This window comes from Paenibacillus sp. FSL L8-0502 (assembly GCF_038593055.1).
Lineage (GTDB): Bacteria > Bacillota > Bacilli > Paenibacillales > Paenibacillaceae > Paenibacillus > Paenibacillus polymyxa_D.
On the sequence record NZ_CP151958.1, the window covers coordinates 336,363 to 362,568 of the forward strand.

Annotated in this window: 23 protein-coding genes; 15 read left to right on the forward strand and 8 right to left on the reverse strand. The window is 45.0% G+C overall.

Annotation, left to right across the window (positions count from 1 at the left end; translation table 11 throughout):
- Positions 1-113: 113 nt before the first annotated feature.
- Both NSQ57_RS01460 and NSQ57_RS01465 read right to left on the reverse strand, forming a co-directional pair.
- A complete protein-coding gene (locus NSQ57_RS01460) occupies positions 114-512 on the reverse strand; it encodes a hypothetical protein (RefSeq protein ID WP_029516862.1) in 399 nt (132 codons plus the stop codon).
- A 319-nt stretch (positions 513-831) separates the two neighbouring features.
- Entirely contained in the window at positions 832-1,176 is a 345-nt protein-coding gene (locus tag NSQ57_RS01465) for a DUF805 domain-containing protein (RefSeq protein ID WP_318628183.1), read from the reverse strand.
- A gap of 430 nt (positions 1,177-1,606) precedes the next feature.
- On the opposite strand from NSQ57_RS01465, the gene NSQ57_RS01470 reads away from it, so the two are divergent.
- The 3 genes from NSQ57_RS01470 to NSQ57_RS01480 all read left to right on the forward strand — a co-directional run bounded on the left by NSQ57_RS01470 (position 1,607) and on the right by NSQ57_RS01480 (position 4,976).
- Positions 1,607-4,042, forward strand: coding sequence for a LamG-like jellyroll fold domain-containing protein (locus NSQ57_RS01470; RefSeq protein ID WP_029516860.1), 2,436 nt, complete (start codon positions 1,607-1,609; stop codon positions 4,040-4,042).
- Positions 4,043-4,428: 386 nt separating this feature from the next.
- Positions 4,429-4,629, forward strand: a complete 201-nt coding sequence (locus NSQ57_RS01475) for a cold-shock protein (RefSeq protein ID WP_007428290.1) — start codon at positions 4,429-4,431, stop codon at positions 4,627-4,629.
- Between the two features lie 131 nt (positions 4,630-4,760).
- Positions 4,761-4,976, forward strand: a complete 216-nt coding sequence (locus NSQ57_RS01480; protein ID WP_013308357.1) for a cold-shock protein — start codon at positions 4,761-4,763, stop codon at positions 4,974-4,976.
- 105 nt (positions 4,977-5,081) lie between these two features.
- Here NSQ57_RS01480 and NSQ57_RS01485 read toward each other — a convergent pair whose 3' ends face one another.
- Positions 5,082-5,903: an alpha/beta hydrolase gene (locus tag NSQ57_RS01485; RefSeq protein ID WP_165149218.1), complete on the reverse strand. Its 822-nt coding sequence runs from the start codon at positions 5,901-5,903 to the stop codon at positions 5,082-5,084.
- Positions 5,904-6,090: 187 nt separating this feature from the next.
- Here NSQ57_RS01485 and NSQ57_RS01490 point away from each other — a divergent pair, with 187 nt between their 5' ends.
- Entirely contained in the window at positions 6,091-6,423 is a 333-nt protein-coding gene (locus NSQ57_RS01490) for a hypothetical protein (protein WP_029516858.1), read from the forward strand.
- A 50-nt stretch (positions 6,424-6,473) separates the two neighbouring features.
- Here the strand turns inward: NSQ57_RS01490 and NSQ57_RS01495 are convergent, their stop codons facing one another.
- On the reverse strand, positions 6,474-7,019 hold the full coding sequence (locus NSQ57_RS01495) for a GNAT family N-acetyltransferase (protein ID WP_165149216.1): 546 nt from the start codon (positions 7,017-7,019) through the stop codon (positions 6,474-6,476).
- A gap of 205 nt (positions 7,020-7,224) precedes the next feature.
- On the reverse strand, positions 7,225-7,794 hold the full coding sequence (locus NSQ57_RS01500; protein WP_342425533.1) for a hypothetical protein: 570 nt from the start codon (positions 7,792-7,794) through the stop codon (positions 7,225-7,227).
- Positions 7,795-8,011: 217 nt separating this feature from the next.
- Here NSQ57_RS01500 and NSQ57_RS01505 point away from each other — a divergent pair, with 217 nt between their 5' ends.
- The 6 genes from NSQ57_RS01505 (at position 8,012) to NSQ57_RS01530 (ending at position 12,749) form a co-directional block, all read left to right on the forward strand.
- Positions 8,012-8,425 carry a GntR family transcriptional regulator gene (locus NSQ57_RS01505; protein WP_029516855.1) on the forward strand — a complete coding sequence of 138 codons (414 nt, stop codon included), beginning with the start codon at positions 8,012-8,014 and terminating at the stop codon, positions 8,423-8,425.
- On the forward strand, positions 8,422-9,135 hold the full coding sequence (locus tag NSQ57_RS01510) for an ABC transporter ATP-binding protein (RefSeq protein WP_342425534.1): 714 nt from the start codon (positions 8,422-8,424) through the stop codon (positions 9,133-9,135). Before NSQ57_RS01505 ends, NSQ57_RS01510 begins: the two co-directional genes overlap by 4 nt.
- Complete coding sequence (locus tag NSQ57_RS01515) at positions 9,132-9,899, forward strand: ABC-2 transporter permease (protein ID WP_342425535.1); 768 nt, start codon at positions 9,132-9,134, stop codon at positions 9,897-9,899. The genes NSQ57_RS01510 and NSQ57_RS01515 overlap by 4 nt, the downstream gene beginning before the upstream one ends.
- Before the next feature lie 40 nt (positions 9,900-9,939).
- The gene (locus NSQ57_RS01520) at positions 9,940-10,425 is read left to right on the forward strand and encodes a CcdC protein domain-containing protein (protein WP_342425536.1); all 486 of its coding nucleotides are present in this window, start codon (positions 9,940-9,942) and stop codon (positions 10,423-10,425) included.
- A gap of 332 nt (positions 10,426-10,757) precedes the next feature.
- Complete coding sequence (locus NSQ57_RS01525) at positions 10,758-11,978, forward strand: nuclear transport factor 2 family protein (protein ID WP_029516851.1); 1,221 nt, start codon at positions 10,758-10,760, stop codon at positions 11,976-11,978.
- A gap of 93 nt (positions 11,979-12,071) precedes the next feature.
- On the forward strand, positions 12,072-12,749 hold the full coding sequence (locus tag NSQ57_RS01530; protein WP_029516850.1) for a hypothetical protein: 678 nt from the start codon (positions 12,072-12,074) through the stop codon (positions 12,747-12,749).
- A gap of 93 nt (positions 12,750-12,842) precedes the next feature.
- On the opposite strand, the gene NSQ57_RS01535 is transcribed toward NSQ57_RS01530, so the two are convergent.
- The 3 genes from NSQ57_RS01535 to NSQ57_RS01545 form a co-directional block, all read right to left on the reverse strand.
- Complete coding sequence (locus NSQ57_RS01535) at positions 12,843-13,847, reverse strand: LacI family DNA-binding transcriptional regulator (RefSeq protein ID WP_029516849.1); 1,005 nt, start codon at positions 13,845-13,847, stop codon at positions 12,843-12,845.
- 161 nt (positions 13,848-14,008) lie between these two features.
- Positions 14,009-17,449 (reverse strand): cellobiose phosphorylase, encoded by a 3,441-nt coding sequence (locus tag NSQ57_RS01540; RefSeq protein ID WP_341071530.1) that lies wholly within the window; start codon positions 17,447-17,449, stop codon positions 14,009-14,011.
- Between the two features lie 25 nt (positions 17,450-17,474).
- Positions 17,475-19,637 (reverse strand): glycoside hydrolase family 3 N-terminal domain-containing protein, encoded by a 2,163-nt coding sequence (locus tag NSQ57_RS01545; protein ID WP_342425537.1) that lies wholly within the window; start codon positions 19,635-19,637, stop codon positions 17,475-17,477.
- Between the two features lie 601 nt (positions 19,638-20,238).
- Between NSQ57_RS01545 and NSQ57_RS01550 the strand changes: the two genes are divergently transcribed.
- The 5 genes from NSQ57_RS01550 to NSQ57_RS01570 all read left to right on the forward strand — a co-directional run bounded on the left by NSQ57_RS01550 (position 20,239) and on the right by NSQ57_RS01570 (position 26,202).
- Entirely contained in the window at positions 20,239-21,492 is a 1,254-nt protein-coding gene (locus NSQ57_RS01550) for a sugar ABC transporter substrate-binding protein (protein ID WP_342425538.1), read from the forward strand.
- Positions 21,493-21,528: 36 nt separating this feature from the next.
- On the forward strand, positions 21,529-22,413 hold the full coding sequence (locus NSQ57_RS01555) for a sugar ABC transporter permease (protein WP_013308374.1): 885 nt from the start codon (positions 21,529-21,531) through the stop codon (positions 22,411-22,413).
- 18 nt (positions 22,414-22,431) lie between these two features.
- The gene (locus NSQ57_RS01560; RefSeq protein ID WP_069010182.1) at positions 22,432-23,286 is read left to right on the forward strand and encodes a carbohydrate ABC transporter permease; all 855 of its coding nucleotides are present in this window, start codon (positions 22,432-22,434) and stop codon (positions 23,284-23,286) included.
- A gap of 626 nt (positions 23,287-23,912) precedes the next feature.
- Positions 23,913-25,334 carry a radical SAM protein gene (locus NSQ57_RS01565; protein ID WP_342425539.1) on the forward strand — a complete coding sequence of 474 codons (1,422 nt, stop codon included), beginning with the start codon at positions 23,913-23,915 and terminating at the stop codon, positions 25,332-25,334.
- Positions 25,315-26,202 carry an ABC transporter ATP-binding protein gene (locus NSQ57_RS01570; RefSeq protein WP_342425540.1) on the forward strand — a complete coding sequence of 296 codons (888 nt, stop codon included), beginning with the start codon at positions 25,315-25,317 and terminating at the stop codon, positions 26,200-26,202. The genes NSQ57_RS01565 and NSQ57_RS01570 overlap by 20 nt, the downstream gene beginning before the upstream one ends.
- Positions 26,203-26,206 lie beyond the last annotated feature (4 nt).

A 26,206-nucleotide genomic window follows, 5' to 3' on the forward strand; every position in this document is an offset into this window, starting at 1 on the left:
AGACAGCAAAAAGGCGCCATCCCGTCGGGGGAGCGCCTTTTTGACATGAATTAATAAGCACCTCTGAGGGTGTCATGAAATACGGCGTATAGCTGGCCACGTACGTCACTGACTTACAGCCCGAACACACTTTTAGCAACGACTTGTGTCAATTCTGCTTTATGAGCTTGATATTGCTCAGGCGTAATGCTCTTATTAGCCAGTCGTTGATCCAACTGCTCCGTTAACTGAGCTACTTGTAAATCAACGACAGCCTGTGCATCCTGATTATTGGTGTGTGCAATATCTGCCAAGGTTTGACCGTTATACAACGCTTCATATAATTGCTCATCCGAGGATGCGCCCAATGTTTTCAACAGTTCATCATCCTTGGAAGCTTCATTATCCTGTACCTGAGGGGCTCTCTCTGGAGCCAGTGTAGCAGCATTAGCCCGACTTCCCCAAGTAGAAGATTGCCCAATAGACAACGCCAGCAACAGTGTACAGATGACCAACATTCGTTTTCGATTCATAAGTGTAAAATCTCCTTTGTGTTTCATTCAATTTCTGACAGAGTGGAGCCTTATATGGATATCCAACGGGAGTAATGTTTATGCCTTTAGCCGATCCGGCTTATGTAGTTACCAGATTCTAATATACATCATACACACCCAATCTTAGTGCCAGCTTAATACTCGTTTAAAATAAACTAAAAGAGGAGAATGTAAACAGGTAAAGCTAAAAAAATTCACGGATGTGAATAATGGAAGTAATTTTACCCTTTGAATTCTGCCGGATATGAAAAAAACCTCCTTCACAAAAGTGAAGGAGGTTTTTAGACAACTACAACCATTACAATTTAGGGTTTTTTCCATATTTATTGTCGTTAGGCTGACTGTCTTGGCATGCGAATACAATCAAAATAATTGACCCTACAAGAGGAATCAGAGCGATTAGAATCCACCATCCGCTTCTGCCTGTATCATGCAGTCTACGGGCCAGAACGGCCAAGGATGGCAGCAAGACTGCCAGAGAGTAAATGTACGTCAATATCGGAGTTAAGCCCACAAGACCATCGATCAGACCGACTATAAAGCTGGCAATTACGCTAAATAGAACAAACATCCAATATTCGGTACGTCTTGCTCTACCTTGGAATCCTACATAGTTTTTTAATCCGTTTAAATACCATTGCATATATTTTCACCTCCTCATAAAATGTAAATATTTGTATTATAATCATCATAAAACAGTTGTTTTTAAATATATCGGCAGGTAACATATAGAATTTTACTTGTCAAATTATAACTTTAAACTAGGAATTAAAGCAATACATTTATTATAATTAATAATACAGTGAATAATTTATAAAAATATAAAATTACATATTGAATTTTCCATATCCATTGAATAATATAGAGGTACGGTTAACCGTCAGGTTTGAATAGGCCTTCTTAACAGAAGGTGCTTTTATTTTTCAAATCTATTGAAAGCGCTTTAAATTGGACAGGAGGGATAAGTAACTTTAAATTCGAGGGCGAAGAAGTTAATACAAACATAATCCTGACCGCTTTCCCAAAATTGTTTTATGTTATCAGGGATGTTCAAAACGAGAGGAGATTAATTTATGAAGCATTTATTTGTTCGTAAAGTAACGGCAGCTTCACTCGCAGGTGCGCTGTTGTTGCCTGCTTCTTTGGTAGGCGCCGAGCAAACACTCAATTTAGATACAGTTGAGGCTCAAAGTGTGGGTCAAACTTCCCTTCAGGCTCAAGATATGGGGAACCTTTCAATCCAAAGTAAAAAGGCCGTTTCCTTCAAGGAGACTTCCGTACATGATCCATCCATCCTAAAAGTGAAAGACACATTTTACATTTTTGGCTCCCATCTTGCGGCTGCCAAGTCCAAAGACCTCATGAATTGGGATACGATTGCTACAGGAGTGGCGAATGGTAATGCATTAATTCCCAACGTTAAAGAAGAATTAAAGGAAGCACTGGATTGGGCGCAGACAGACACGCTGTGGGCAGCTGATGTCATTCAACTGGCAGATGGCAAGTTCTATATGTATTATAACGCTTGTAAAGGTGATTCCCCGCGTTCAGCAATGGGCCTAGCAGTTGCTGATAAAATTGAAGGGCCGTATAAGAATAAAGGGATTTTTCTAAAATCCGGTATGTGGGACCAACCGAGTGAGGATGGGGCGATCTATGACGCAACCAAGCATCCGAACGCCGTGGACCCGGACACCTTTTACGATAAGAACGGCAAGCTGTGGATGGTATATGGCTCCTACTCAGGAGGCATCTTCATTATGCAGATGGATGAAAAAACAGGGAAGCCGCTCCCAGGTCAAGGCTACGGGAAAAAGCTGACAGGCGGCAACCATGCTCGTATGGAAGGGCCGTACATACAATACAGTCCGCAAACGGACTACTATTACTTGTTCCTATCGTATGGTGGATTGTCAGCGGATGGCGGATACAACCTACGGGTGGCTCGGTCCAAAACACCGGATGGTCCTTTCTACGATGCTGAAGGCAACGATATGATCAAGGTCAAGGCGAATCCGGACAAACCACTTTTTGATGACGCTTCCATTGAACCATACGGTGTCAAACTGATAGGTAATTACCTGATTCCAAGAGAAATTGGTGATCCGGGTACAGGACTGGGTGCAGGCTATGTGTCGCCCGGACACAACTCGGCTTATTATGATCCCAAGACGAAAAAGCATTTTGTCATTTTTCATTCACGTTTCCCTGGGAGAGGCGAACAGTTTGAAGTGCGGGTACATGAAATGTTCATGAACGCTGACGGTTGGCCTGTGGTTGCTCCTTATCGTTATTCGGGAGATGAGGATTCACTGAAAAGGCTGTCAGATAAGGATGTCCTCGGTCAATACTCGTATGTAAATCATGGGAAGGATATTTCGGCAAATATTAAGCAAGCTGTTATCGTCAATCTGGATCGCGGTGGCAAACTGTCTGGTGGAATGAACGGTACATGGAAGTTGGGGGCAGACAATCAGTTGGAAATTACAGCAGAGGGCACGAAGTACAAAGGTGTATTCCTGCGGCACCGTGATCCAGACACAGGTGCCAAGACGCTTGCTTTTACCGCATTATCCTCCAAGGGTGTTGCGGTATGGGGTTCGCTAAAGCCTGACCTGAAGGCCAGCAAGATTGTAACTGCTGTGCAGAAGGACCTTAGTCTGGGCGATACGAGCAATGTTCTTTATAATCTGACGCTACCTACTCAAGCAGCACAAGATACCACTATTTCATGGGAGTCCACCCACCCGGAGAATATTTCTGTGACAGGTGATGTATACCGTCCAGAAGCCGGTTCTCAGCCTGTAACAGTTACATTGACGGCGACCATTAAAAAGGACAAAGCCACCGCTAAGAAAAGCTTTACAGCCATTGTTCCCGGGCAGGCCCAAGGTCCTCAGCTCGCACGCTATTCGTGGAGTGAAGATCAAGGAACTACGGTTGTCGACAGCACATACAATCAATTTGATGGTAAGACCTATGGTGGTGCTGCATGGGATAAAGACGGGAAGCTTGGCGGTGCGCTTGTCCTAAACGGTAAGGATGGTTACGTGCAACTACCAAATACAGTAACAGATGCGAAGGATTTTACCTTTTCCGCTTGGGTGAACTGGAAGGGCGGTGCAGCTTGGCAACGGATTTTTGACTTCGGCAACGGCCAAGCCCGGCATATGTTTCTTACCCCTTCCCAAGGTAGCGGTGTACTCCAGTTTACAATCCATGAAGGTACGGATCAAAGCTTGCTTTCCAAATCATCATTACCGCTAAACCAGTGGACACATGTAGCGGTTACACTGGAAGGGAATACAGGGAAATTGTATGTAAATGGTGAGGAAGTAGCTGTTAATGACGGTATTACCTTTAATCCCAATGAGTTGCTGACGAGCGAGGCTTATCTCGGCAAAAGCCGCTTTGCCGCCGATGCTTACTTCAATGGCAGCCTGGATGAAGTTCAATTGTATAACAAAGCGCTGACAGCAGAGGAAATTAAAGCACTGGCAGAATTGTAGTTCAAAATAAGCAAATAAACGCAGGAGATGGGCTTTTATTAAGAAGTTCGTCTCCTGCGCAATGTTTTGTATATTTATTTCTTGATAGCTGGTATAATAGGTAGCAACTGCGGATATAATGTTTTAAGTAGGCGTTAATGACTCGCTCCCGCCGAATGAACACAGCTTTGAAGCAGCAATAGAGAACATAAGCACTCTGCATAAATTAAATTCACCAGTGCTTGCGTTTTCAATACACTTATGGTAATATGAGTATATTGAGATTGTGACCTGAGATTCGCATATTGTAGAGGGCTATTGTTTTAGGTTGAAATAACCTTGTGCAATATGTGAATTTTTATTTGTAAAAAATAAAGGTCATATAAATACATTTTGGAGGTAATTCCATGCAAACAGGTACAGTTAAATGGTTTAACGCAGAAAAAGGTTTCGGTTTCATCGAGGTTGAAGGTGGAAGCGACGTATTCGTACATTTCTCCGCAATCCAAGGCGAAGGTTTCAAATCTTTGGACGAAGGCCAACGCGTAGAATTCAACGTAGTTGAAGGAAACCGTGGACCACAAGCTGAGAACGTTGTAAAACTGTAATTTTAAATTACAGCCTACTTCAGATGCCCCGAACATAGCGTTTGGGGCATTTGTTTTTATCTGTTCATAAGACCGTTTTTGAACTGATTACATCTTATCGCTTTATAAATCATGAAGAAAGAGGGATGTTTATGTACAATTCACGGAAAAAGCCAATGGATGAGATTCCTGAGGAAATTACAACTGTCTGGAATTGCGCCAGCGATACATGTAACGGCTGGATGCGAGATAACTTCGCTTTTTCTGTCGAGCCGACATGCCCCATTTGCGGTTCTGCCATGGTGAAGGGCGAGAAAAAGCTGGCTGTTTTAAATAATACGAGCTTCAACCATACCAAACAATCCTAAGCGGATAAATGTTTGTAGTGAAAGATGCCCCATAGCCATTAACGGCGCTGAGGCGTCTTTTTTGTTTTTTATAAATATAAATTATACATAAGGATGAACAGGTTTTCAATTATGTGCGGAGGATGGGGCTAGTATGCTCAGTAAGATAGAGTTAAATTCGGGTAGCGCTTCGTAAAACACACCGTGGCCGCTTCGTTCGAAAGGAATAAGTCTTGATCCGGCAATTCCTTTTTGAGTTTGGACAGCCAGGGGGAAAGGACAGACCCGATCCAGCTTGCCGTGTAGAATCCAGGTGGGCACGTGTATACATGGCAAATCAGGGCGCAAATCAGAGTCACGTAGTGAGTACAAAGTACAAGCCATGCTATGAACTGTTGCCGCAAAGCCCTGGTCACGTAACCAGTCGCGCAAGCTCTGGCTGACGGGATTGGCAAACAACATTTCGCCAAAAGAAGTTACCAGTTGTGGACGATCTGTATAGGCTTGTTTGATGAGTTTATCTACCTCTGTGACAGGAGTACCATAAGGAAAGTCGCTGGTTGGGGTGAATCGAGGCGTAGCTGCTCCGATCAGGATCAACTGATTGACACCAAATCCCCGGTGTCTGCTCATGTAGCGTGTAACCACAGCTCCCCCCATGGAAAACCCGATCAGCCGTACCTGATTTAACTGAAGTGCCTGCATCACAGCCAGCAGATCGTCTGCCAATCGATCATAATTGTATCCATGCCATGGTCGATCAGACTTGCCGAACCCCCTAAGGTCGATCTGAATACAGCGATACCCGTAAGCAGGCAGCAAGGCGGCCTGGTATTCGTACATTCGGTGATCCAGCGGCCAGCCGTGCACCATCAGAACAGGGATGCCTTCTCCAATATCCTCGACATACAGCTTCACGCCGCGTCCCACCTCAATATAATATCCCATCGTGTTCACCCCTTTAGAAATCACGGAATTTCGTTCTCTCTCACATATATGTAGCCAGGGCTTAGCTCATTCGAGAAAGGGATGGGACTGTCACGATATAAGCATATAGTATGTTAAAAAATGTATGTCATCCTGTATAGGGATAGGATATAATTATGGAATGAAACAGCATCGGGAGAGTGGAACAATGACACCATCAAAAACATTAAAATGGATTACAGGCGGATTGGAGCTATTTTTAGCTATTCCCGTTTTGGGCGGGCTACTCGTCGTAAATTCCGCGTATACTATATTGTTCTTTATGCTGATTTTCCACATTGTTACGTTGGTACTATCGGTGACGAATAGAGAGTCTTATTATGGATCTATTTTAGGGATCGTGACCTCGGTTATTGGATGGATTCCGATTGTGGGCTGGTTGATGCATTTGCTCTCAGGCATATTTTTGATGATTACCGCAGCTCAGCAGCCGCGTGATCAGTATCGTAATCGCAATCCTTATGATGATTATCGCTACTAGAGTAAGTGATTGATACGAAGATGAAGGATCCTGTTGAACAGGGTCTTTTTTTATTTATGAAATCTCCCCATGATAATGGTGTTGTAGTATTTGCCATCTGAAAGAACCTTATCGTTTTTTAATAACCCTTCGATTTCAAAACCATGTTTTTTATAAAGCTCAATGGCTTTATCATTCGTTTCCAAAACTTGTAGAGTCATTTTCTTGATGCCATTGGATTCAGCCCAGGAAATAGATTTTTTTAAAAGATTCGTCCCGATCCCGTAACTCCAAAAATCCTTTAGTACACATACGCCGAATTCAACTTTATGAGAGAATCTGCTCAGAACATGGCCCTCACATCTTGAAAATCCGACGATTTTATCATGAACTACTGCAACTAAAAATAGGTTTCTGTTATTCTCTGTATCCGTTTCGATGAGCTGTTCAAAACCGGATGTACTTATAAATGCTTCTCCCTTCTCTCTATCTAAATTTTCAGTTTCTCCATCAATCAGCAAACGGATTTCAGACAAATTCTTCGCATCTTGAATCATGGCTGATCTGATCGTATAGCGCATTCCTTGCACATCAAATTCCTGTTGATTTATTTTCATTACGTTCTCCTTTTTATGGATTAGAGTGAAAAATGAATTCTGGATCATGTTAGTCTACCATATTATCTTATTTACATGATAAATAAGCCTATCTCCTTATGTTGTATCGCAGCAGGGGACAGGCTTATTGTCGTCTCTATCCGTACAGGGAAGCCGGACGGAGATTTATTATACATGAGTGGATGTGCCCAAACGGGAGCTGTAGCTATTTCTGCTTAGTAGAGGCTTTAGCTGTATTGGTTTTAGCAGGAGCCTTGGCATCTCCTTGAGCAGGAGTTTTACCTGCATCCGCTTTACCGCCATCTACTGGTGGCTTGGATGGTTTCACGCCATTCACCATGTCTGTCATCATTTGTTTTAGATTAGAGACGCGTTGGTTATATTCAGTTGCCGTAATCTTGCCGTTTTGTTTTTCCGTAGCCAGTTTCGCTTTCATATTCGAAACCATCACATCAATAACAGAATTTACACTTACGCCTTGTGCTTTGGCGATTGTAGCAAGGGATTTACCTGCTTTCAGCTGTGTATCCAATTGACTGGAGGATAATTTTAATAATTTCAGGAGAGCTTTGTTCTCAGCATAGTTTCCTCCTGCGATTTTAGGGCCGTTAGCATCGCCTGGGTTACCCTTAGGTGCCTGTGCTTTGTCTGCAAGGGGAGCCTTCTCAGGTGTAGTGGAAGCAGCATGAGCTGCGCTTGTGGAGTACAGTGCTCCGTCTCCTAAAAATGCTAACGCCATCGTTCCAGCTAAAATTGCTTTTTTGGTGCTCTTCATCTTCATTTTCCACCTTTCAGTAATGGGGTGTTTGGTACGTGGTACATCATAAGGGATCAACTTGAATGCTATCTGAGTGTAAGCTGAGCATTTACTGAATGAATTTGGAGAGCGTGACTAACTGACATTTTAGCTAATAGAGTACTTGTATTATGTGTATTAAGTGATATAATACACTACAGGCACGATAGATGCAGCCGATTAGGGGGAAACACCCATGGAAGAGCAACGGGTTGGCTCGTTCCGATTTTTAATTGATTTTAGCCAGCCATTATATGAACAAATATTAAATCAAGTACGAAGCTCCATTGCTAAAGGGGAGATCGAAATGGGAAGCAAAATGCCGTCTGTTCGTGATCTGGCGCAGGAATTACGCATGAATCCGAATACTGTGATGCGAGCGTATCAGGAGCTGGAGCGGGACGGATTGACTGAGAAACGGCGTGGTCTAGGCACTTATGTTACGTCATCCAGTGAGCGGATTGCCAGCTTTCGGGAACAACTGGCTATGACGTATATAGATCAGTTTCTCGGACAGATGAGCAGCCTGGGACTATCCTGGGGAGATGTTCAGCAGTATATACGAAGCAAACAGGACGGAAATGAGAAGGAAGGAGGCGATAAGGCATGACGGAGTCTGTTGTGGTTGCGAATCATCTGGTGAAGCAATATGGCAGTAAAAAAGCGTTGGATCAATTGGATGTTGTCATTCCGGCAGGACGCATAGTAGGCGTGCTTGGACCCAATGGCTGTGGGAAGTCCAGCTTCTTTCGAGCGATCACTGGATTGATTCAGCCAGATGGGGGCGAGCTTCAGGTGTTGGGCCGACAGCCTGGTTGGGAAACCAACCGGGATATATCCTATCTTCCTGACCGGGCACGCTGGTACCCTAATCATACAGTTCAGCAGACGCTGGAATGGGGGAAGTCCTTTTTGCCTGGCTTCAATATAAAAGATGCCTATAAACTTGCTGATCATATGGACGTGGAGTTGGAGCTGAAAATGGCCGGGTTGAGTCGCGGACAGGAGGCGCGTGTGCTACTGATTTTATGTTTGGCACGTGAGGTTCCACTCATGATTCTGGATGAACCGTTCGCAGGTATTGATGTCCTCTCCAGAGAGGCGATTGTGGCCGGGATTATTGATTATTTGGAGGGTCGGCAGCAATCTATACTCATTAGCACGCATGATATTCAGGAAGTGGAAGGCTTGTTTGACTACACGGTCATGATGGGCCGCGGACGGATCCTATGGTCTGGTGATTCGGATGATCTGCGTGCAGAGCATGGCTCGCTGAATCAGGTGTTCTGCAATTTGTACAAAAAGGAGTGGAAGGCGTGAATTCATCAGGGCTGTTCAAAGATTTAATACGCCATGAATTTCGAAATAAAGGAAGCTGGAGAAAACAGAGCCGCAATCGACTGCCGAGATCGTGGAGACTTGTGTATTTCTCACTATTTCTCATTGCGGCGTTCGCTATTTCCTTGTACTTCGCGCTTCATAACCAACTCGAATTGACAAGGCTGTGGTATGTGACCCTGGGCTTGCCATACATGATCATTTTCATGGGTGTGGGAAGTTTGAGGAGAGAATGGGAAAATGACACCTACGGATGGTGGCTGACCCTTCCCTATCCGCGCATGTGGCTGATTAGCGCCAAATGGATTGCGGCAATTCTACAAACCATTGTCGTGATATTGTTCCTGTTTGTGGTGGGTTCTCTGTACGCATTGTTCATCTCATCAACGATACAGCCTTATACGCTCGCGGATGCAGCGTCCTTTATTGTAGCTGGATTGAACTGGTTTGTGATGATTATCGCTTTCACACCTTTTGTTATTGCGCTGGGCCTTCTGACTGCCAGTACCAAATACAGTACCTTGCGGCCGCTTAGCCCGATACTGTGGATTCTTTTGATGGGTGGCGGGAGTGTCTTTTATTGGTCGGGCGATCATGGGCTTTATGAGCAGTTTGATCATGCTCAGACAGGACAGTGGTTTTCTTTTACCTGGCATTTCCCAATTGCGGTGTTGATCAGTTGGGTTGCTGCGTATGTATTAATCCGCTTGAGCGCTTATCTGCTGGAGAAAAAACTGTCGATTTAGGCTAGCGTATCTATAGGATCTATGAGGAAGGAGTTTCACCATGACGACGATATTTATATATGCATTGGTGGCTGTTCTGGTGGGGCTGATGATCTGGTTAAGAACCAAGAGACGAAGGGGACCGGTAAAAGGAAACGGAATCCGGATTCTGCTCCCCTTGTTTATCGCATTCCCGCTTATGATGATGTCTGTGTACCAATTAATGCATATTCCCGGTCAAACGTACGCGCCCCCCGCCTTTTGGGAACTGCTGGCTGCCGGGCTATTAGGGGCTCTGTTTGGCTATGTTATTTTGCTGCATACAGCGTATGAAAGACGGTCTGACGGTCTGATTTATCCCAAGCCGAACCAATATTTTAAATATATTATTATCGCTATTATCCTGATTCGCGTTGTTTTGACCCAGTACCTTAGTAGTTTGGGTACGTCCGAAATTAGCATGCTGGCAATTACGATGGCGTTGGTGTATATCTCGATCTGGCGAATCGGCAGCTTTATCAAGTTTCGGAGAACGTTATCCGTATAACAATAGCAGTGGGGTTAACAGCGGCTTACTATTCAAAAAGCGTTCATTCGCTTGCCGATAGGAGCCGCTTTTTTGAGTTTCGGCATTAGCAAGTTATCACACATTGTTATTGCTCCCCATATCCTTTATTCTAAGGCTTGTGGCTTGCATTGTAGCAGTACAAATATAAATTTTGAAAGGGGGGGTATTGAGGTTTCAAAAGATTTAAATGGGGTTTAAAGTTAGGTATGCGGGGAAAAATTGCTTTTTCGTGATTAGGTGTAACTTTATTAGTTACATAAAAAGGAATTGTATTCATATTCTATTTTACAGGTTGAGAGGGGCTTACATTCATGAAAAAACATACGGTTACTGCTGCACTCGCTGGTTTGCTTGTTCTGTCTTCTGCTGTACCGGCTTTAGCGGCCGAGGTAAAACCTGATACGGGTATTCAGGTTTGGGTAGATGGCAAGAAGGAGGCTTACAAAATTGCACCTATCGTGAGAAATAAGCAGGTCTTAATTCCCCTGAGACAATTGGCCTCCAGTTTGGGAATTCCGTTGGATGCCAAGCATATTACATTCAATACGGCGCGACAAAGCACGACCATCCGATATGATCAGGCGACGGTTGTACTGGTGTCTGGCAGTCCGGAAGCGCAAATCAACGGGATTAAAGTGCCACTGTCCACCTCGACCATCTTGACCAAGCAAGGGGTAACCTATGTACCGGTTGATGTCGTCAAAGAAGCGTGGGGCAAGCAAGTGATTTGGGACCCGGCCAGTCAGACCTTGCAAATCGGGGTGAACAATAAGGATAAGGTTGTAGAGATTCTGAAGAGCTTTGAAACGGGCGATACGAAAGCAGCTGAAGCTTGGATCAGCAAGGATCAGTACATTCAGCATAATCCGAGCTTTGCTAGCGGGAGAGATGCCTTTTTGCAAGGGATTAGCCAATCAAAGGGAGCCAATGTGCTTGTTGAAATCCAGCGGGTTATTCAGGATGGCAATGTTGTAGCAGTACATTATAAAAAGTCCATCGCAGGGAAAACAAGCATTGCTTTTGATATTTTCCGCTTCGATAGCAATGGTAAAATTGTTGAGCATTGGGACAACGTGCAAGACTCGGCTCCAGCCAATCCAAGCGGACACACCATGATTGATGGAGCAACACAAATCGCGGATTTCAACCAAACGGAGACCAACAAAGCGCTAATCCGCAAGTTTGTGGATGATGTCCTAGTTGGCAAAAATCGTGCTGCATTGGAAAGTTATTATAATGGTGATCAGTACATTCAGCATAACCCTCTTTTTGGTGACGGTGTATCCAAATTGAAGCAAGCATTTTCCGCAGCGGGAAGCCAAGGAGCTTCTTTTGGATATGATCAGGTTCACATGGTCATCGGAGAAGGCAACTTCGTGCTGGTTGTGAGTGAGTTGACATCGCCTAAGGGAACTTCAGCCGCTGTCTATGATCTGTTCCGGGTAGAGAACGGCAAGGTAGCGGAACATTGGGACGTAGTTCAGGAGGTTCCAGCTAAAACAGAGTGGAAAAATACAAACGGCAAGTTTTAAAAAAGTGCGTTTGGAGTAAGGCCTGATTGGCATGCTTTCCTAATCGTCCTCTTCCTGTTAAAATGATGCAAACTTATAACAGGAGGTTGGACGATGGAAGGCTTGAAGCAACGTGTGGGCTGCCTGCATGCACATCACTCGAACATAGCCTATGTGGAACGAGCTTTGGCTTCTTATGAGGTGGAGCTGATACATTTTGTGGACCCTGGGCTTATGCGCCGGATCTCGTCAGACCCGCATTTTTCTGCGGACGATGCCAGTCGCAAGGTAGAAGAGCAACTGAGATGGATTGCTCAAAGCGACATAGACGTTATTTTGATAACGTGCACGAATTATATTGTTTTGGCAGAAAAGGCTCAATTGCCCCTGTCTACACCAGTAATTGCGCTGGATGAGCCCTTTTTTCATGAGATATGCGATGATTTGCTGCCACGGACCTTGGTATTCACGAATCCGGCTACTGTAGAGGGAACGATGAAGCGTCTTTATCATACGGCTGCTCTGTTAGGCAAACCGGATATCTCTTCTTGGATAGAGGTCAAGGTGGTGGAGGACGCTTTTGAATTGATTATGCAGGGACGTGAAGACGAGTATAAGGAACTGCTGGTTCGTTCGCTGTATGAGCTAAGGGAGGCTGATCCAAGCAGAGGGCTGGCTGTAGCACAGTTGTCTATGGTTGATGCTGCGTTACAAGTGGAGCTGGAGACGGGGCAAACGGTTGGTAATCCCTTACGGTCGTTGTCGAATTCAATTGAGGACTTGTTAGGTTAAAAAGTATAACCAAAAGAACTTCCAACCCGTGTACTGGGACTGTGGAAGTTCTTTTTTTGGAGGTCGGCGAGCAGGTTACTTCTGCGTTGCTCATCACAGATTCTGTTGATCTTGGGTGATGAATACTGCGCCTGCTGATTCTCTTTGGACAAGCGTAACGTATAAACGTTCATGCTCCACGTCTTCCCCGGCAATGATTTTGAGAACTTGTTCGGCAGCTACAGCGCCCCATTTACGTTTGGAGTAGTCAATCGTTGTCAGACGGGGCTGAATATATTGCGCCAGCTCGATATTATCAAAGCCGACGATATGAATATCCTTGCCAATCGTCAGCTCTGACTGAGCCATTCGATTGTAAAAGCCCACTGCCATTTCATCATTGAGACAAAATACGGCTACAGGTTCTAAACCCGGGCCAACTTGTTGCTGCAAAATGATTTCCGCCGCCTGTTCGCCGCCCGATTTCTCAAAATCGCCGTAAATTTCAATCATTTCAGCGACGCCGCTACGCTCAATGGTCTGCTTGACCGCCTGCATCCGTTGCCATGAATCGTAAGAACCTTCTGGTCCGGTAACCACATAAAGCTTACGGTGTCCCAATTCCAATAGATGTTCTATGGCGAGAGCGGCGCCTGCTTTGTTATCCAGCAGCACCTGGTTAATGTTAGGATGATTCAGTTCACGGTCCAACACGACAACTTTATGTCCTCGCTCGGCGTAGTTCAGTAGCTCCTGACTTTCAAACGTCTGATCCAGCACAATGGCGCCGTCAATCATGCGTTCCGGCAGCATTCGGTGAGACTGCTTACCGCTACATACGATGAGATCATAGCCCTTGCGGTTCAAAATTTCCTTGATGCCGTACAGTAAATCTCCATAAACGTCTCCACGAAAATCAGTTAGGAAAACGCCAATAATTTTGGTCTGCCTTTTCTTGAGATTACGTGCGGCGGCATTGGGCACATAGTTAAGCTCTTTGGCAATGGCTAAAATACGTGCGCAAGTTTCTTCTGTTACCTTATCGCTACCATTCAAGGCATATGAAACGGTAGATATGGAAACGCCCGCCTGTTTGGCGATATCTTTAATGCTGACCACATCGTCACCTCCTTGTCGTCCGTCTTATCATTGCTATTGTATATTCATTATTAACCACATATCTATTCCAAATGTCGTAGTCCTACACCTAAGCAGCAAAGGGCGATCCCGCAAGATCGCCATCCCTTTGTTGCCTATACCAGATTAGCATCAAAAACTCTTTATAAAATAATCTCCAGACGATGTACACCATCATGCTCTGCTAACGTCTGCTCGAAAACCTCGCGTTTGATGCGTAAGGCACCGGAGCGGTAGCGATTATCGCCGGCTGGCTCGCTTTCCAGTGGTGTTCCATTCAATACTACACGGCCCTGCTCACCGCCAGTATGCTCTTGCAACATACGGTAGACGAAGGTGATCGGTTTCCCTGCAAAGGAAAACTTAAATTTCAATCCGTCGAGATGATCCGGCAGCACAGGGTCCAGGATCAGGTCTTCGCCTGACTGACGAACACCAAGGACATTCGATATCAGCTGATTCATATAGATTCCCGGACCGCTGGAATAGATTCTCCAACCGCCTTTGACGGGTACGGCTCCTTCACGCAGTTCACCAAACCGTTCCTGTGCTTCATAGCGGGTATTAAATTTACCGTCCGAGCTACTGAAATAGGCGTTGCTTTGGCGCCATTCGGCATTCGGTACGGACGCACGGATGCCGACCGGATTGATGAGCTTCAAGCTATGCCAAGCGTCATCCTTGCGTCCCAACTTGGCCATCGCTTCCGCAAAGCGGATATGGGCATGCACATATTGCAGCCCGACTTCACGTCCAAAGTTGGCCGCTTGCTCTGCGCGCTTGAAGTGCGAGCTCACACCGCCATCATACTGTGCAGGACGGTTCATCAGACGCACACCATCCGGGCAGAGGAACTGCTCACGGATGAGTTGCTCATGAGCCAATGCTTGCTCAGGCGTGAGCAGCTGGCTGATCATGCTGCGCGTCATCGGCAGCAAGCGGTAATGGATTCCCGTCTCAGTGTCAGACGGATGGAGCATCAGCTTAGGTTGACCGGGCTCTTCCATATACACGAAGCCCGGAATAATTCCGCTCTCCAGCATGTAGCGGTTGAAGTCTTTACGGATGCCATTGGCCATCTGATGTAGATCTTGTGCAATCTTGTCGGCTTCGCTTACTACACCCGCGGGGGCCTGCTCCAAAGCTGCAGCAAAGTTACTAATAACTTGGTAGGTGAGTGCAACCGTCCAGCTGCTCGCCATGTATTGCTTCAGCTGTGCATTGGCTGGCTGGAGGGTATCGTCCCAATCGCCGTCGCCATAGGCCGACAAATACGTATCATGCAGGAAATTATCTCGAATGTATTCGATTTCCTTCAGGGCATGTTCCATGAGAGTCGCGGTCTGCTTGGTATAATCGAAAGTATGTCGATGGGTGTAAGGTACATTTTCTTCCAGAATACTGTAATCACGGGTAGCGGTCAAATAATCGCCCAGTACCTTGAGCGGCCAGACGATAATATCCCCATGGCTTTCTTCTTGCTGCACGTGAGTATAGTTGTCAAACATAAACCATTGCGGCCAGTTTCCGCTGTCCTCGTACTGATGGCTGAAGACAGTCAGCAGAATGGAACGAACCTCATCGAACTTTTGCACAGCTGAGAAATATTCCACAGGCCCCTGACACACATCGCGTGTTCCCCAGGCTGCACCGCCGTATTGCTCCAGACCGTGAGGTACAGAATAGTGAACGAGCATATTATGGGTGTACCACCAAGCCACTGCGTTCACACGGAACAGCTCGCTTGTTTCATGTTGACCCAGCGATAGATGGAAACCGTTCATAAGCTCGGCAAAATATGCCCGATAGTGCTCGCGCTCATCTTCAAAGGAAGCGTGACGCTCTTTGTGTGCTGATTCTTGCCCGGCTGAAAGTCCATTCAGCCAACCCTGCACGGTGCAGGTCCATTCGCTGCTGTCACCCAGCTCTAGCACAACCAGAGATGCATCAGGGGAAGCATTACCCTGTAGCAGTGCGTGAGCGTCGCTCACATGCTGTAATGGAGCGCCTTCTATGTGCATTCGGTACAGCAGGTCGGGATAGGCTTCGGCACTCAGGGAAGCAGAGTCTGCCCGGAAGAGTAAGGCGTCGCCTTCACGTTCCATATGAAACGGAAGCTCATATTCGTTCACATGCATAGACATTTGCTGAGTGATGAGGAACGGATAGGTTTTGCCACTTGCCGCACGCATGTGAAGCCGTACTTCTGGGCTATCGGCATTCGTATAGTTTGTAATAATGAATGTATCGTCAGCCGTTTTGTAGTACCAGCGCACATAATTAAAGCCAATCTCGAACAGGGAAGGCATCGTGAGCAGGCGGTATTTCCCTTGGATTCCGACATAAATGCGCTGACCGGATGTCTTGGGAATATTGAGCGCATTACGCGCGTTGGTAATCATTTTGTTGAAATTCGTATTGCCGATTACGAGCTGGGAATTGAACACTCCGTACATATAGGAGGTGGTTGTAATGGTTTCTTCCTTACCTCCTGAGTAATGCCCGCCCATTAAAATGTGCCCGTGGGGACGCTCTACACGAAGCTCTTTGGATTTGAGTACAACATGCTCATAGCTGTCCGTGAAAAAGGAAAGGAGTTTATTGCCATCCCATTCTTCTTCCTGCCGTTTGGGGAAAAGTTGATTCACTTCGGCATCGGTGAAGTCCAGCGTACGCAGCGGCTCACCGATGGTTTGAGCTGGAGCCACACGCCCTGCCTGAAGATCGCTTGCCGCGTGTGTCGGTATGCTGGTCTCAGAGGCGTCTGCTAGAACGGCAGTTACTTCGTCGCGTGCCTTTGTCACCAGTTCCTGATACTCCAGCTTTGTCACTGCGGCTGGATGATTGGGCTGGAAAAGACCGTAAAAAGTAAAGCGAGCTTCCCCGGCAAGTTCCACTCGCTCGGACTGCAATGCGGTATAGGCGAATTCGTATTGGCATACTTCATTGGCGAGCGAGTCGCGACGGAGTGCTTCCGGCTCATTCGTTTCCTTGTACGATAGTCCAAAGAACTGAAAACCGTCAGTCGAGTAACCAACAGTGCGGGTTAACGAGCCTTGTTGAATGTATGGGAATGTCTGACTTTGAGGCTGGTTTTGACGTGAGCAAACAGTATAGCCTCTTTGTTCATTATGGTAGACGGTGTGGTCAATATATTGAGACAAATAAGCTTCATTACTGCGTACAGCAGCGGTATCGGCAATGCCGATATCCTGACCGTACACGACATCTGCTTCCACGTCATCGCCCTGTAGGGTTACATCCCAGAACCATACTCCCAGGCGGCTTAGCGTGAAGGTCACCTGATAGCCTACACCAGCGGTGAAACCTTCCCAAATAATCTGCTGATCTGTTTGTCGGATGACTCCCGGTGAGCGAACTCCAAGCAGGGGAGTGATACTTACACCGGATGGACGGTACAATCTCAAGTACAGATTGTTCAGGGAACCATCGACTGAATTGGTCAACAGCTGGTTGATCATCGTTGAGCCATGGGCGATCTTATACACATCACCGCTGCTCAAGAAGGTAAAAGACAGGTCGCCGGCCCGCAGCAAAATATTTTGATCCAGACTTGTATTCATCAAAGGGAACGCCTCACTTTCTTGTTTATTTCACTAACCGAAAACGGCTTTCGCTGGTATCTCGGCTGTTAGGTCCTGTAAAGACGGCAAATTCACCGCTGTCACTGCTGAAGCTCAAATCTGCATGATGATAGCGCAGCTGAGGCTCGGTCAATGCAAATTCCACTTCCCGGCTTTCGCCTGGGGCAAGAAGGACTTTGCAGAAATCTTTCAGTTCTTTCATTGGGCGAACCGTATCACCGCTGATATCACGAACATAGAACTGGACGGTTTCTTCGACTGGACGTGTTCCTGTGTTCGTTACCTGCACTTTCACGGTCAGTTCCTGACCAGGTATAAGGGTATCGCCGGAAAGCTGTACGCTATCATAAGCGACATCGGTATAACTCAGTCCATAGCCAAACGGGAATAAAGGTTCGTTCGGTACGTCTAGATATTGAGACACATAACGTTCTTTTGTATTCGGATCTAACTGCGGGCGTCCTGTATTAAAATGATTGTAGTACACGGGCACCTGTCCGACCGATTGCGGGAATGACATGGTCAGGCGACCCGTAGGTTCGGCATCACCGTACAACAAGTCGGCAATCGCCGCGCCGCCTTCGCCACCAGGGAACCAGGCTTCCAGTACAGCGTCTGCTTCTTCAATAACACCGTGCAGATCCAACGGACGACCATTAAATAATACGGCTACCATAGGCTTGTTCAGCGTCTTCAGGCGCTTCACCAGTTCCAACTGGGCTTGTGGCAGGCGAATATTGGAACGGCTGCCTGCTTCACCACTCATATCCGAGCGCTCTCCAAGCGCCAACACGATAACCTCTGCTTGGCTGGCAACTTGCAGAGCTTCTGCATATTGCTCCTCAGTTATATCGTCGATAGAGCAACCTGTCGCAACCGTGAGCAGCGAGGAGGATATTTTCGATTGGAACCCGTCAACAACGCGAATAGCTTCCTCTTGCGAACCGCTCCACGACCAAGAGCCCAAGATATCACCACTCTCTGCAAAAGGCCCGATCAACGCAATATGTTGATTGCGATTCAATGGAAGAACGGAATCATTTTTGAGCAACACGCAAGATTTAATAGCTAATTCTTTGGCAACCGTACGGTGAGCTTCACAGAACACAACTTCACGTTCACGCTCAGGGTCTGCGCCGCGTAGCGGATTTTCGAACAAGCCCAGCTTTTGCTTGAGCTTCAATATACGCATTACTGCATCATCAATGAGTGCTTCATCCAGCTGTCCGCTGCGAACCAGCTCAGGCAGATACCCGTTATAGCAAGAGGTCATCATTTCAATATCTACGCCAGCCAGCAGTGCTTTCTTCGCTGCCTCGCGCTCATCCTCGGCGATGCCGTGAGGGATAAGCTCCTTGATGGCGGCCCAATCCGAGATGAGTACACCATCAAAGCCCCATTCATCACGAAGCAAATCACGCATCAGGCGCTTATTGCCCGTTGCGGCTACGCCTTCTACGGTATTGAAGGACGTCATCACCATTTCGCAGCCTTCATCTAAGGCAGCTTTATAGGAGGGAAGATAATACTCTCGCAGCTGCCATGCGGATACATCTACAGTGTTGTAATCCCGTCCGCCTTCACCAGCTCCATATGCGGCAAAATGCTTCACGCATGCGGCCACCCGGTCGGTATCGTTCGTCAGATCTTTACCCTGAAATCCGCGCACAAACGCACGGGCAAATTGACTGTTGAGATGAGGGTCTTCCCCAGTAGATTCCATCACACGGCCCCAGCGCGGGTCACGCACCAGATCGACCATAGGGGCGAATGTGACGTGAACACCGGATACAGCCGCCTCGCGGGCAGCAATGGTAGCGCTCTCTTCTGCCAGCTGCATATCCCATGAGCAACCAATAGCCAGCGGTATAGGGAAAATCGTTTTGAAGCCATGTACAATATCTGCCATAATTAAAAGCGGAATACCCAGACGGTTTTTACTCAAATGAGCCTGCTGAACACGAATTGCTTCCTTGGCCCCTGCGATGCCAAGCACGGAACCGACGTTATGGACATTTTTCTCTGTGATGCCAAGAGAAGCCATAGGGCCGGTAATTTGACTATCTGTTCCCGCTTCTTCAAAGAAGGCACCTACAAGCTGTAGCAGTTGATCAACTTTTTCTTCAAGCGTCATGCTTTCTAAATAGGAATTCAGGTGTTGTTCCATCATAATCCTCCATAAGCTGTATTGTTGGTGGACAGCTCTCTTTTTCAGATTCATGAGATTTTTTGGATAAAGATGATTCAAAAAAGTGCTAAAAAGGCTAATAGCTAGTATAGAAGCATAATGTTCTGTCGTATTATTAATCGAAACGTTTCTATTATTGAACTCAGTTGGATTATATACGCTTTCAAATACAGAGTCAAATCCAATTCAGGGTCTATTCATAGGTTAAATAACGTAATAAAGATGATATATATGAAAAAAAGTTGGTATTCTGAGCAAATAAAAAATAATATTCCTATTGAATACGGTTTCAATTTGTTTTATAATGACTATCGAAACGTTTCTATTGAGGGGTATAGTCCTTGTGCTTTGAACATAAGTGTTATAGCGGTATGCTTTAATCGCTAGGTATTTACATGCATCAGGATTTTACAAAATTCGATTCTTGTCGTTTCAAAGTGCAATATATGGACGAATTAAACCATTTCGTTCTATATAATGTTCATTGGAAGTTGCTTATTGAATTTTTGCAAAGTCCTCGTATTTGAATCCGTTATCATATTGCATGATCGGTAAACCGGTCATCTCGGGAGGAATTCGTATGATGAAAAGAACGTTAGGGATCATTTTGGCAAGTACCTTATTACTGGGGGGCGCGCTGGTGGGCTGCTCGTCCAAGGATGATTCGTCTGGCAAAGATGCGAGTGGCAAGACGACCATCACCATGTGGGGTATGGGGGCGGAAGGGAAGCTGCTGCCTGAAATTGTGAAAGATTTTGAGAAAGAAAACCCAAATATTCACGTTGATGTACAGGCGTTGCCTTGGGATAACGCTCACGATAAATTGCTAACGGCTGTTGCCTCGAAGTCTGGTCCGGATGTGGTCCAATTGGGGACGTCATGGGTACCAGAGCTTGCGTCTGCGGGTGCATTGACAGACATCACACCTTATATCAGCAAGTATCCTGAGCTGGAATCGAAGAATTTCTTCGAGGGTGCTGTAGGTACGACAAAATTTGAAGGAAAACCGGTCGGTGTGCCTTGGTACACTGAAACGAGAGTTTTGTTCTACCGTTCTGACCTGCTGAAACAAGTCGGATATAATGAAGCACCTAAAACGTGGGAAGAGCTTTCCGATGCTGCCCAAAAGCTGGCGGCTCGGGGCAAAGGCAAATATGGTATCTCCTTTAGTGCAAAGGAGCAGTCTATGGGCTTTATGTTTGCTCTCCAGAACGGTTCCAAACTGGTTGACGAGCAGGGCAATCCGCTGTTCAACCAACCACCGTTTGTAGATGCTGTGAAGTATGTAAATACCTTTTTCCAAAATGGCTCTAACGCAGTGGATATTGGAATTGACTCCGTTCAAGGTTTGCAAGGTGAGGGGATCGTTCCAATGTTTATCAGCGGCCCTTTCATGATTAAAGAAATCAAGAGCAAGGCACCAGAACTGGAAGGTAAGTGGAATATAGCGGAGCTTCCTGGAAAAGTAAACAACCTGTCCGTTTTGGGTGGTGCCAACCTTTCAATTATGAAATTCAGCAAGCATCCAGAGGAGTCAGCCAAATTCCTGGCTTACATGAGCAAACCAGAAACGCAGCTGAAATGGATGGATCTGTCCAGTAACTTGCCTGCGACTACTAAATCGTGGGAAGATGCCAAACTGAAGAGTGATCCGATGCTTCGGACGATTCGCAAACAGCTAGATCATTCCGCAGCATTGCCGCAACTGGCTGCATGGGAAGAGGTTTCTCAACAATTTATCAAGAGCTTCGAGCGTATTTACCGCGGTCATGCCGATGTACAAAAGGAAATGGATGACTTTAATCAGCAGGCTGCAAGTATTATGAAAAAATAATGATCCATATCCGCCATTGTCAAAGGGAGTGAAGGCATGAAAGGAAGCTCGCAGAAGCTTGCGCCATACTTGTTTATCGGTCCCTCCATCATCCTGTTAACGCTGTTTTCGCTGTTGCCGATACTACTGGCGCTCGTGATCAGCTTCACGGATATGGATCTGTCCGGACTCGTTAATTATGATAGTATTCGCTTTATAGGTCTCGAAAATTATACAAACGTACTATTGGACCCTTCCTTTATAAAGTCCCTTGGTAATACCCTGTTCTTCGTCATCATAGGTGTTCCGTTGGTGCTGATATTTTCGCTTAGCATCGCGATTCTGATTAACATGGGTAAATCACGTGCTTTCAAAGTATTCCGCGTCGTGTTCTATCTACCGTCCGTAACGAATGTAGTTGCGGTCGCGGTCGTTTGGAGCTACTTGTATAATCCGACGCTTGGATTATTCAACTATGTACTTGGTTTGATGAATTTAGGTCCCGTCCCATGGTTGACCGATCCAACAGTTGCGAAAGTTTCGTTAATTGTGTTAGCAGTTTGGCGGGGCATCGGCTTAAACATGATTATCTTTATTGCGGCTATTAAAGGGATTCCGGGTTCTTATTATGAAGCGGCTCAGCTTGACGGTGCCAATACATGGCAGCAAATTCGTTATATTACGCTTCCGCAGCTTCGTTACGCTATTTTCTTCGTGTCCATCACAACGATGATCGGCTGGCTGCAATTTTTCGAGGAACCGTTTGTCATGACCAAAGGGAAACCGCTCGATGGCACACTGACGGCATCCCTGTTCATTTACAATAACGGCTTCCAATTTAGTAAATTCGGGTATGCCGCGGCGGGATCGTTCATTCTGTTCTTCGCAATCATTGCGGTGACGCTGATTCAGTTCCGTTTGCAAAATAAAGCGGAGTCCTGATAGAGAGAGGTGATGAACGTGAAAACAGCTGTTCAGCAAGCCCGCGCCAATACGCGCAGTGGTGAAAAAACATTTCAATGGTTCGTGGCGACTCTCCTGACCGTGGGAGGTCTGTTGATGGTGCTGCCTTTTGCGTGGATGATTTTATCCTCCTTTAAGACTGAGGGCGAGGTAACCCAAATTCCCCCGACCATCTGGCCGCAGCATTTTACACTGGATAATTTTAAATTACTATTCGATAGCATGGCTTTTGGAACCTATCTGACGAATACGCTGATCATTGTTTTAGCTTCTTTCTTCGGATTATTCCTGAATGCCATGGCGGGTTATGGCTTTGCCAAATTCCAATTTAAAGGCAAAGGGTTTCTGTTCTATCTGGTACTAGCAACGATGATGATTCCAGGTCAAGTGACGATGATTCCCGTCTATTTGATTCTGAACCAGATGGGATTGACCAATTCCATGCTGGGGATTGTCCTGCCTGGATTGGTAGGCGCGTTCGCGATCTTCCTGTTCCGGCAGTTCATGTCCGATATCCCGGAAGAACTGCTGGAGGCGACACGTCTGGATGGAGCAGGGGAATTCCGCACTTTTCTACAAATTGTGCTGCCCATTTCGACGCCAATTATCGCAGTACAGGCCATCCTGACCTTCATCGGCGGATGGAACAGCTTCTTGTGGCCACTCATTATTGCGAACGATGAGAAGCTGTACACCTTGTCCGTCGGACTGTCACTGCTTAAGGGACAGAACGAAAGCCAATTTGCCCTGCAAATGGCAGGTTCGACCTTCATGGTCGTTCCGATCATGATTATCTTCATTGTTTTCCAAAAGTATATTATTGAGAACTATACGATTTCGGGGATTAAGTAATAGTTTAATACGTAAATTGATAAACAAAAAAAACGGAGGACTTCAAAGTTTAATCCAAAGAAGCCCTCCGTTTTTTTGTGTTTTTGTTTTATAGAAAAATTAGAAAATCCCGGCCCGCTCACATTCATTCTTAAAAGTTGCGGCCTCCAGAATCATTAGGGTATGCATTACATTAACAACGACCGGCTTTTTTCGGCAAAGAAAACTATGCTTTTATTATATTTAATTGAAAATATTTCAAAATAGTAGGTTAACAAATTTTACACAATTACCTCAAAAAAAGTATGGAGTGTAACGAAAAAAATGATTATATTGGAAAAGAAATAAAAAAATATAAAAAATGAGGTGAATCAAATTGTTCGATCCTGTTAACCAAGCAGCTGAAGGCAGTGTTTCTCCTATGACGTGTGTTTTTTGTGATACACGTGATCGTTGTGTAGGTTGTGATGCTACCGATTGGTTTTGTAGCAAAGAAAGTGGTCATTGGTGTACTAATAATGATAGCGATTAATTAAAGTAAAACTTGCAACGATAGGGCTTTCAAACACAGATAGTCAATTAGGAGGTCTGGGAACTAATCTTCTTGGACTTCCTCCTATTTTGTAACTTTGAGAGGATGATTAATAGTGATTAGTGCTCCATTTGGAAAAAATCCCGTCAAAATCATAGAACAAAATGAAAAGTTATACTTATACAATATAGAAACAAATGGGCTTTTTCAGATTGATGATGTCGTAGTAGATATATGTAATAGCGAAGGTAAGGAAATTGAAGAAATATATGAATTACTTAAGCATCGTTCTAGTAGAGAAGAGGTAGATGGGTTATTAGCTAGTCTGAAGGAAGCATCGGTTATATATAACAAAGATTTGTCTATTCAAAAGGAATGTAAAAGTTGCAATGATGAGCAAGTAAGTCTATCATCTATAATCCTTATGCTGGTTCAAGAGTGTAATCTAAGATGTTTTTACTGTTATGGAGGAGACGGAGAATATAATGATCGAGGACGGATGGACACAGAGACCGCATTAAAAGCAGTTGATTATCTGTTTAATCATTCTGGCGAAGAAGAAGAACTGAATATTTGTTTTTTTGGAGGGGAGCCACTTCTGAACATTGAAGTTATTAAAGAAGTTGTAGCCTACACTAAGCTAAAACAAGAAAAATCAAATAAACGTGTTACATATAGTATGACAACGAACGGCACCTTGATTTCCAAAGAAATTGAAAACTTCTTATTAGATCATCATGTTTCTATTCAGATAAGTCTAGATGGTGATCAAATGACGCACGATTTCAATCGATATTATCAGAACAGAAAAGGTACCTATGAAATCATTTTAAATAGAACGGAAAGTTTAAGAAAAAAAGGTGTCATAACAGCAAGAGCTACGATTTCACCAGTACAATTGGATATAACACATACACTTACACATTTAATGGAGATTGGTATCCGCCATGTTGCGATGTATCCTGCAGTCGAGATGCTTAGTGAGGAAGACTTTGAGAAGTATGCACAGGAATTCACCAAATTGGTTGTTCATTTTGAATCTTTGCTTCAGGCTAAAAAGTATGGGGAAGCACGTCAGATATCGAACATTCTAAAATACTTGAAGATGATTCATTCTTCTTCTAAGCGAAATTATTTTTGTGGGGCGGTCTCGCATATGCTTGCCGTTGATGTGCATGGTAATCTTTATCCTTGTCAACGATTTGTTAATGAAAAGGATTACTCTTTAGGAAATGTAAGGGAAGGGATGGATGTGAGAAAGAAGAGTAGCTTGCTTAGTGAGATGCGTTTAGAGAAGAGAACTGTATGTGGAGAATGTTGGGCTAAGAATCTATGTGGTGGAGGTTGTCCTCAAGAAAATATGGTGCTTAGTGGTTCGATTAGTGAGCCAGTGGATAGATACTGTAACTTTACTCGTAGTGCAATAATGGATTGTATGAAATTGTATTTACGATTAACTAAAGAAGACAAGAAAAACCTGTTCTCTGCCAAGCGTCAGCGAGAGCAACTATTGGAGGATGTCTCATTTGACAATTGATATTCAAGCTTTAAGTAAGTCATATGGTTCTCACCAAGTACTTAACGAGCTTCATTTCCACATTGATAATGGTATATTCGGACTGCTTGGAGACAATGGGGCAGGTAAGACCACTTTAATGAAAATTCTTGCCACTTTACTTAGATTCGACCGAGGGGAAGTTGAAATATTCGGATATTCTTTGAAAAAAGAACCGGATGCTATTCGTTCTTTACTGGGTTACTTGCCGCAGCATTTTGATTTTTTTCCAAATGCAACGATTTTGGAATCTATGAACTATTTTGCGGCTTTAAAAGGTATTCAAGGTAAACGTCATATTCAAGAGGAGACATCACAGCGATTAATTGAGGTGGGCCTTATCGATCAAGTTCATAAAAAAATAAAACAGCTGTCTGGGGGAATGAAGCAACGCTTAGGAATTGCCCAAGCTATGTTAGGACAGCCTAAGTTGTTAATTGTTGATGAGCCTACGGTTGGACTGGACCCCAAAGAACGAATTGCTTTTCGAAACTTGCTTCAGAATTATGGAGAAGGTCGGATTATATTGTTATCTACTCATATTGTTCCTGACGTTTCAAGCACATGTGACAAACTACTCGTTTTAAAAGAAGGCCGTAATCTGTATCAAGGGGCAATAGACGATATGATTCGAACTGTCGAGGGTAAAGTATGGTTGGTTGATGTTGGTAAACATCAATTAGAACAATTAAGCCAACAAGCTCGAATCACCTCCATTGTACGGAAGGAAGGAAGAATTCAGGCTCGATTATTGTGTAACCATCCTCCAGATTGTTGTACGGAAGTCACACCTGAAACGGCTAATCTTGAGGATGCGTATCTGTACATTTCCGATCCAGAGGAGAGTTAGCAGA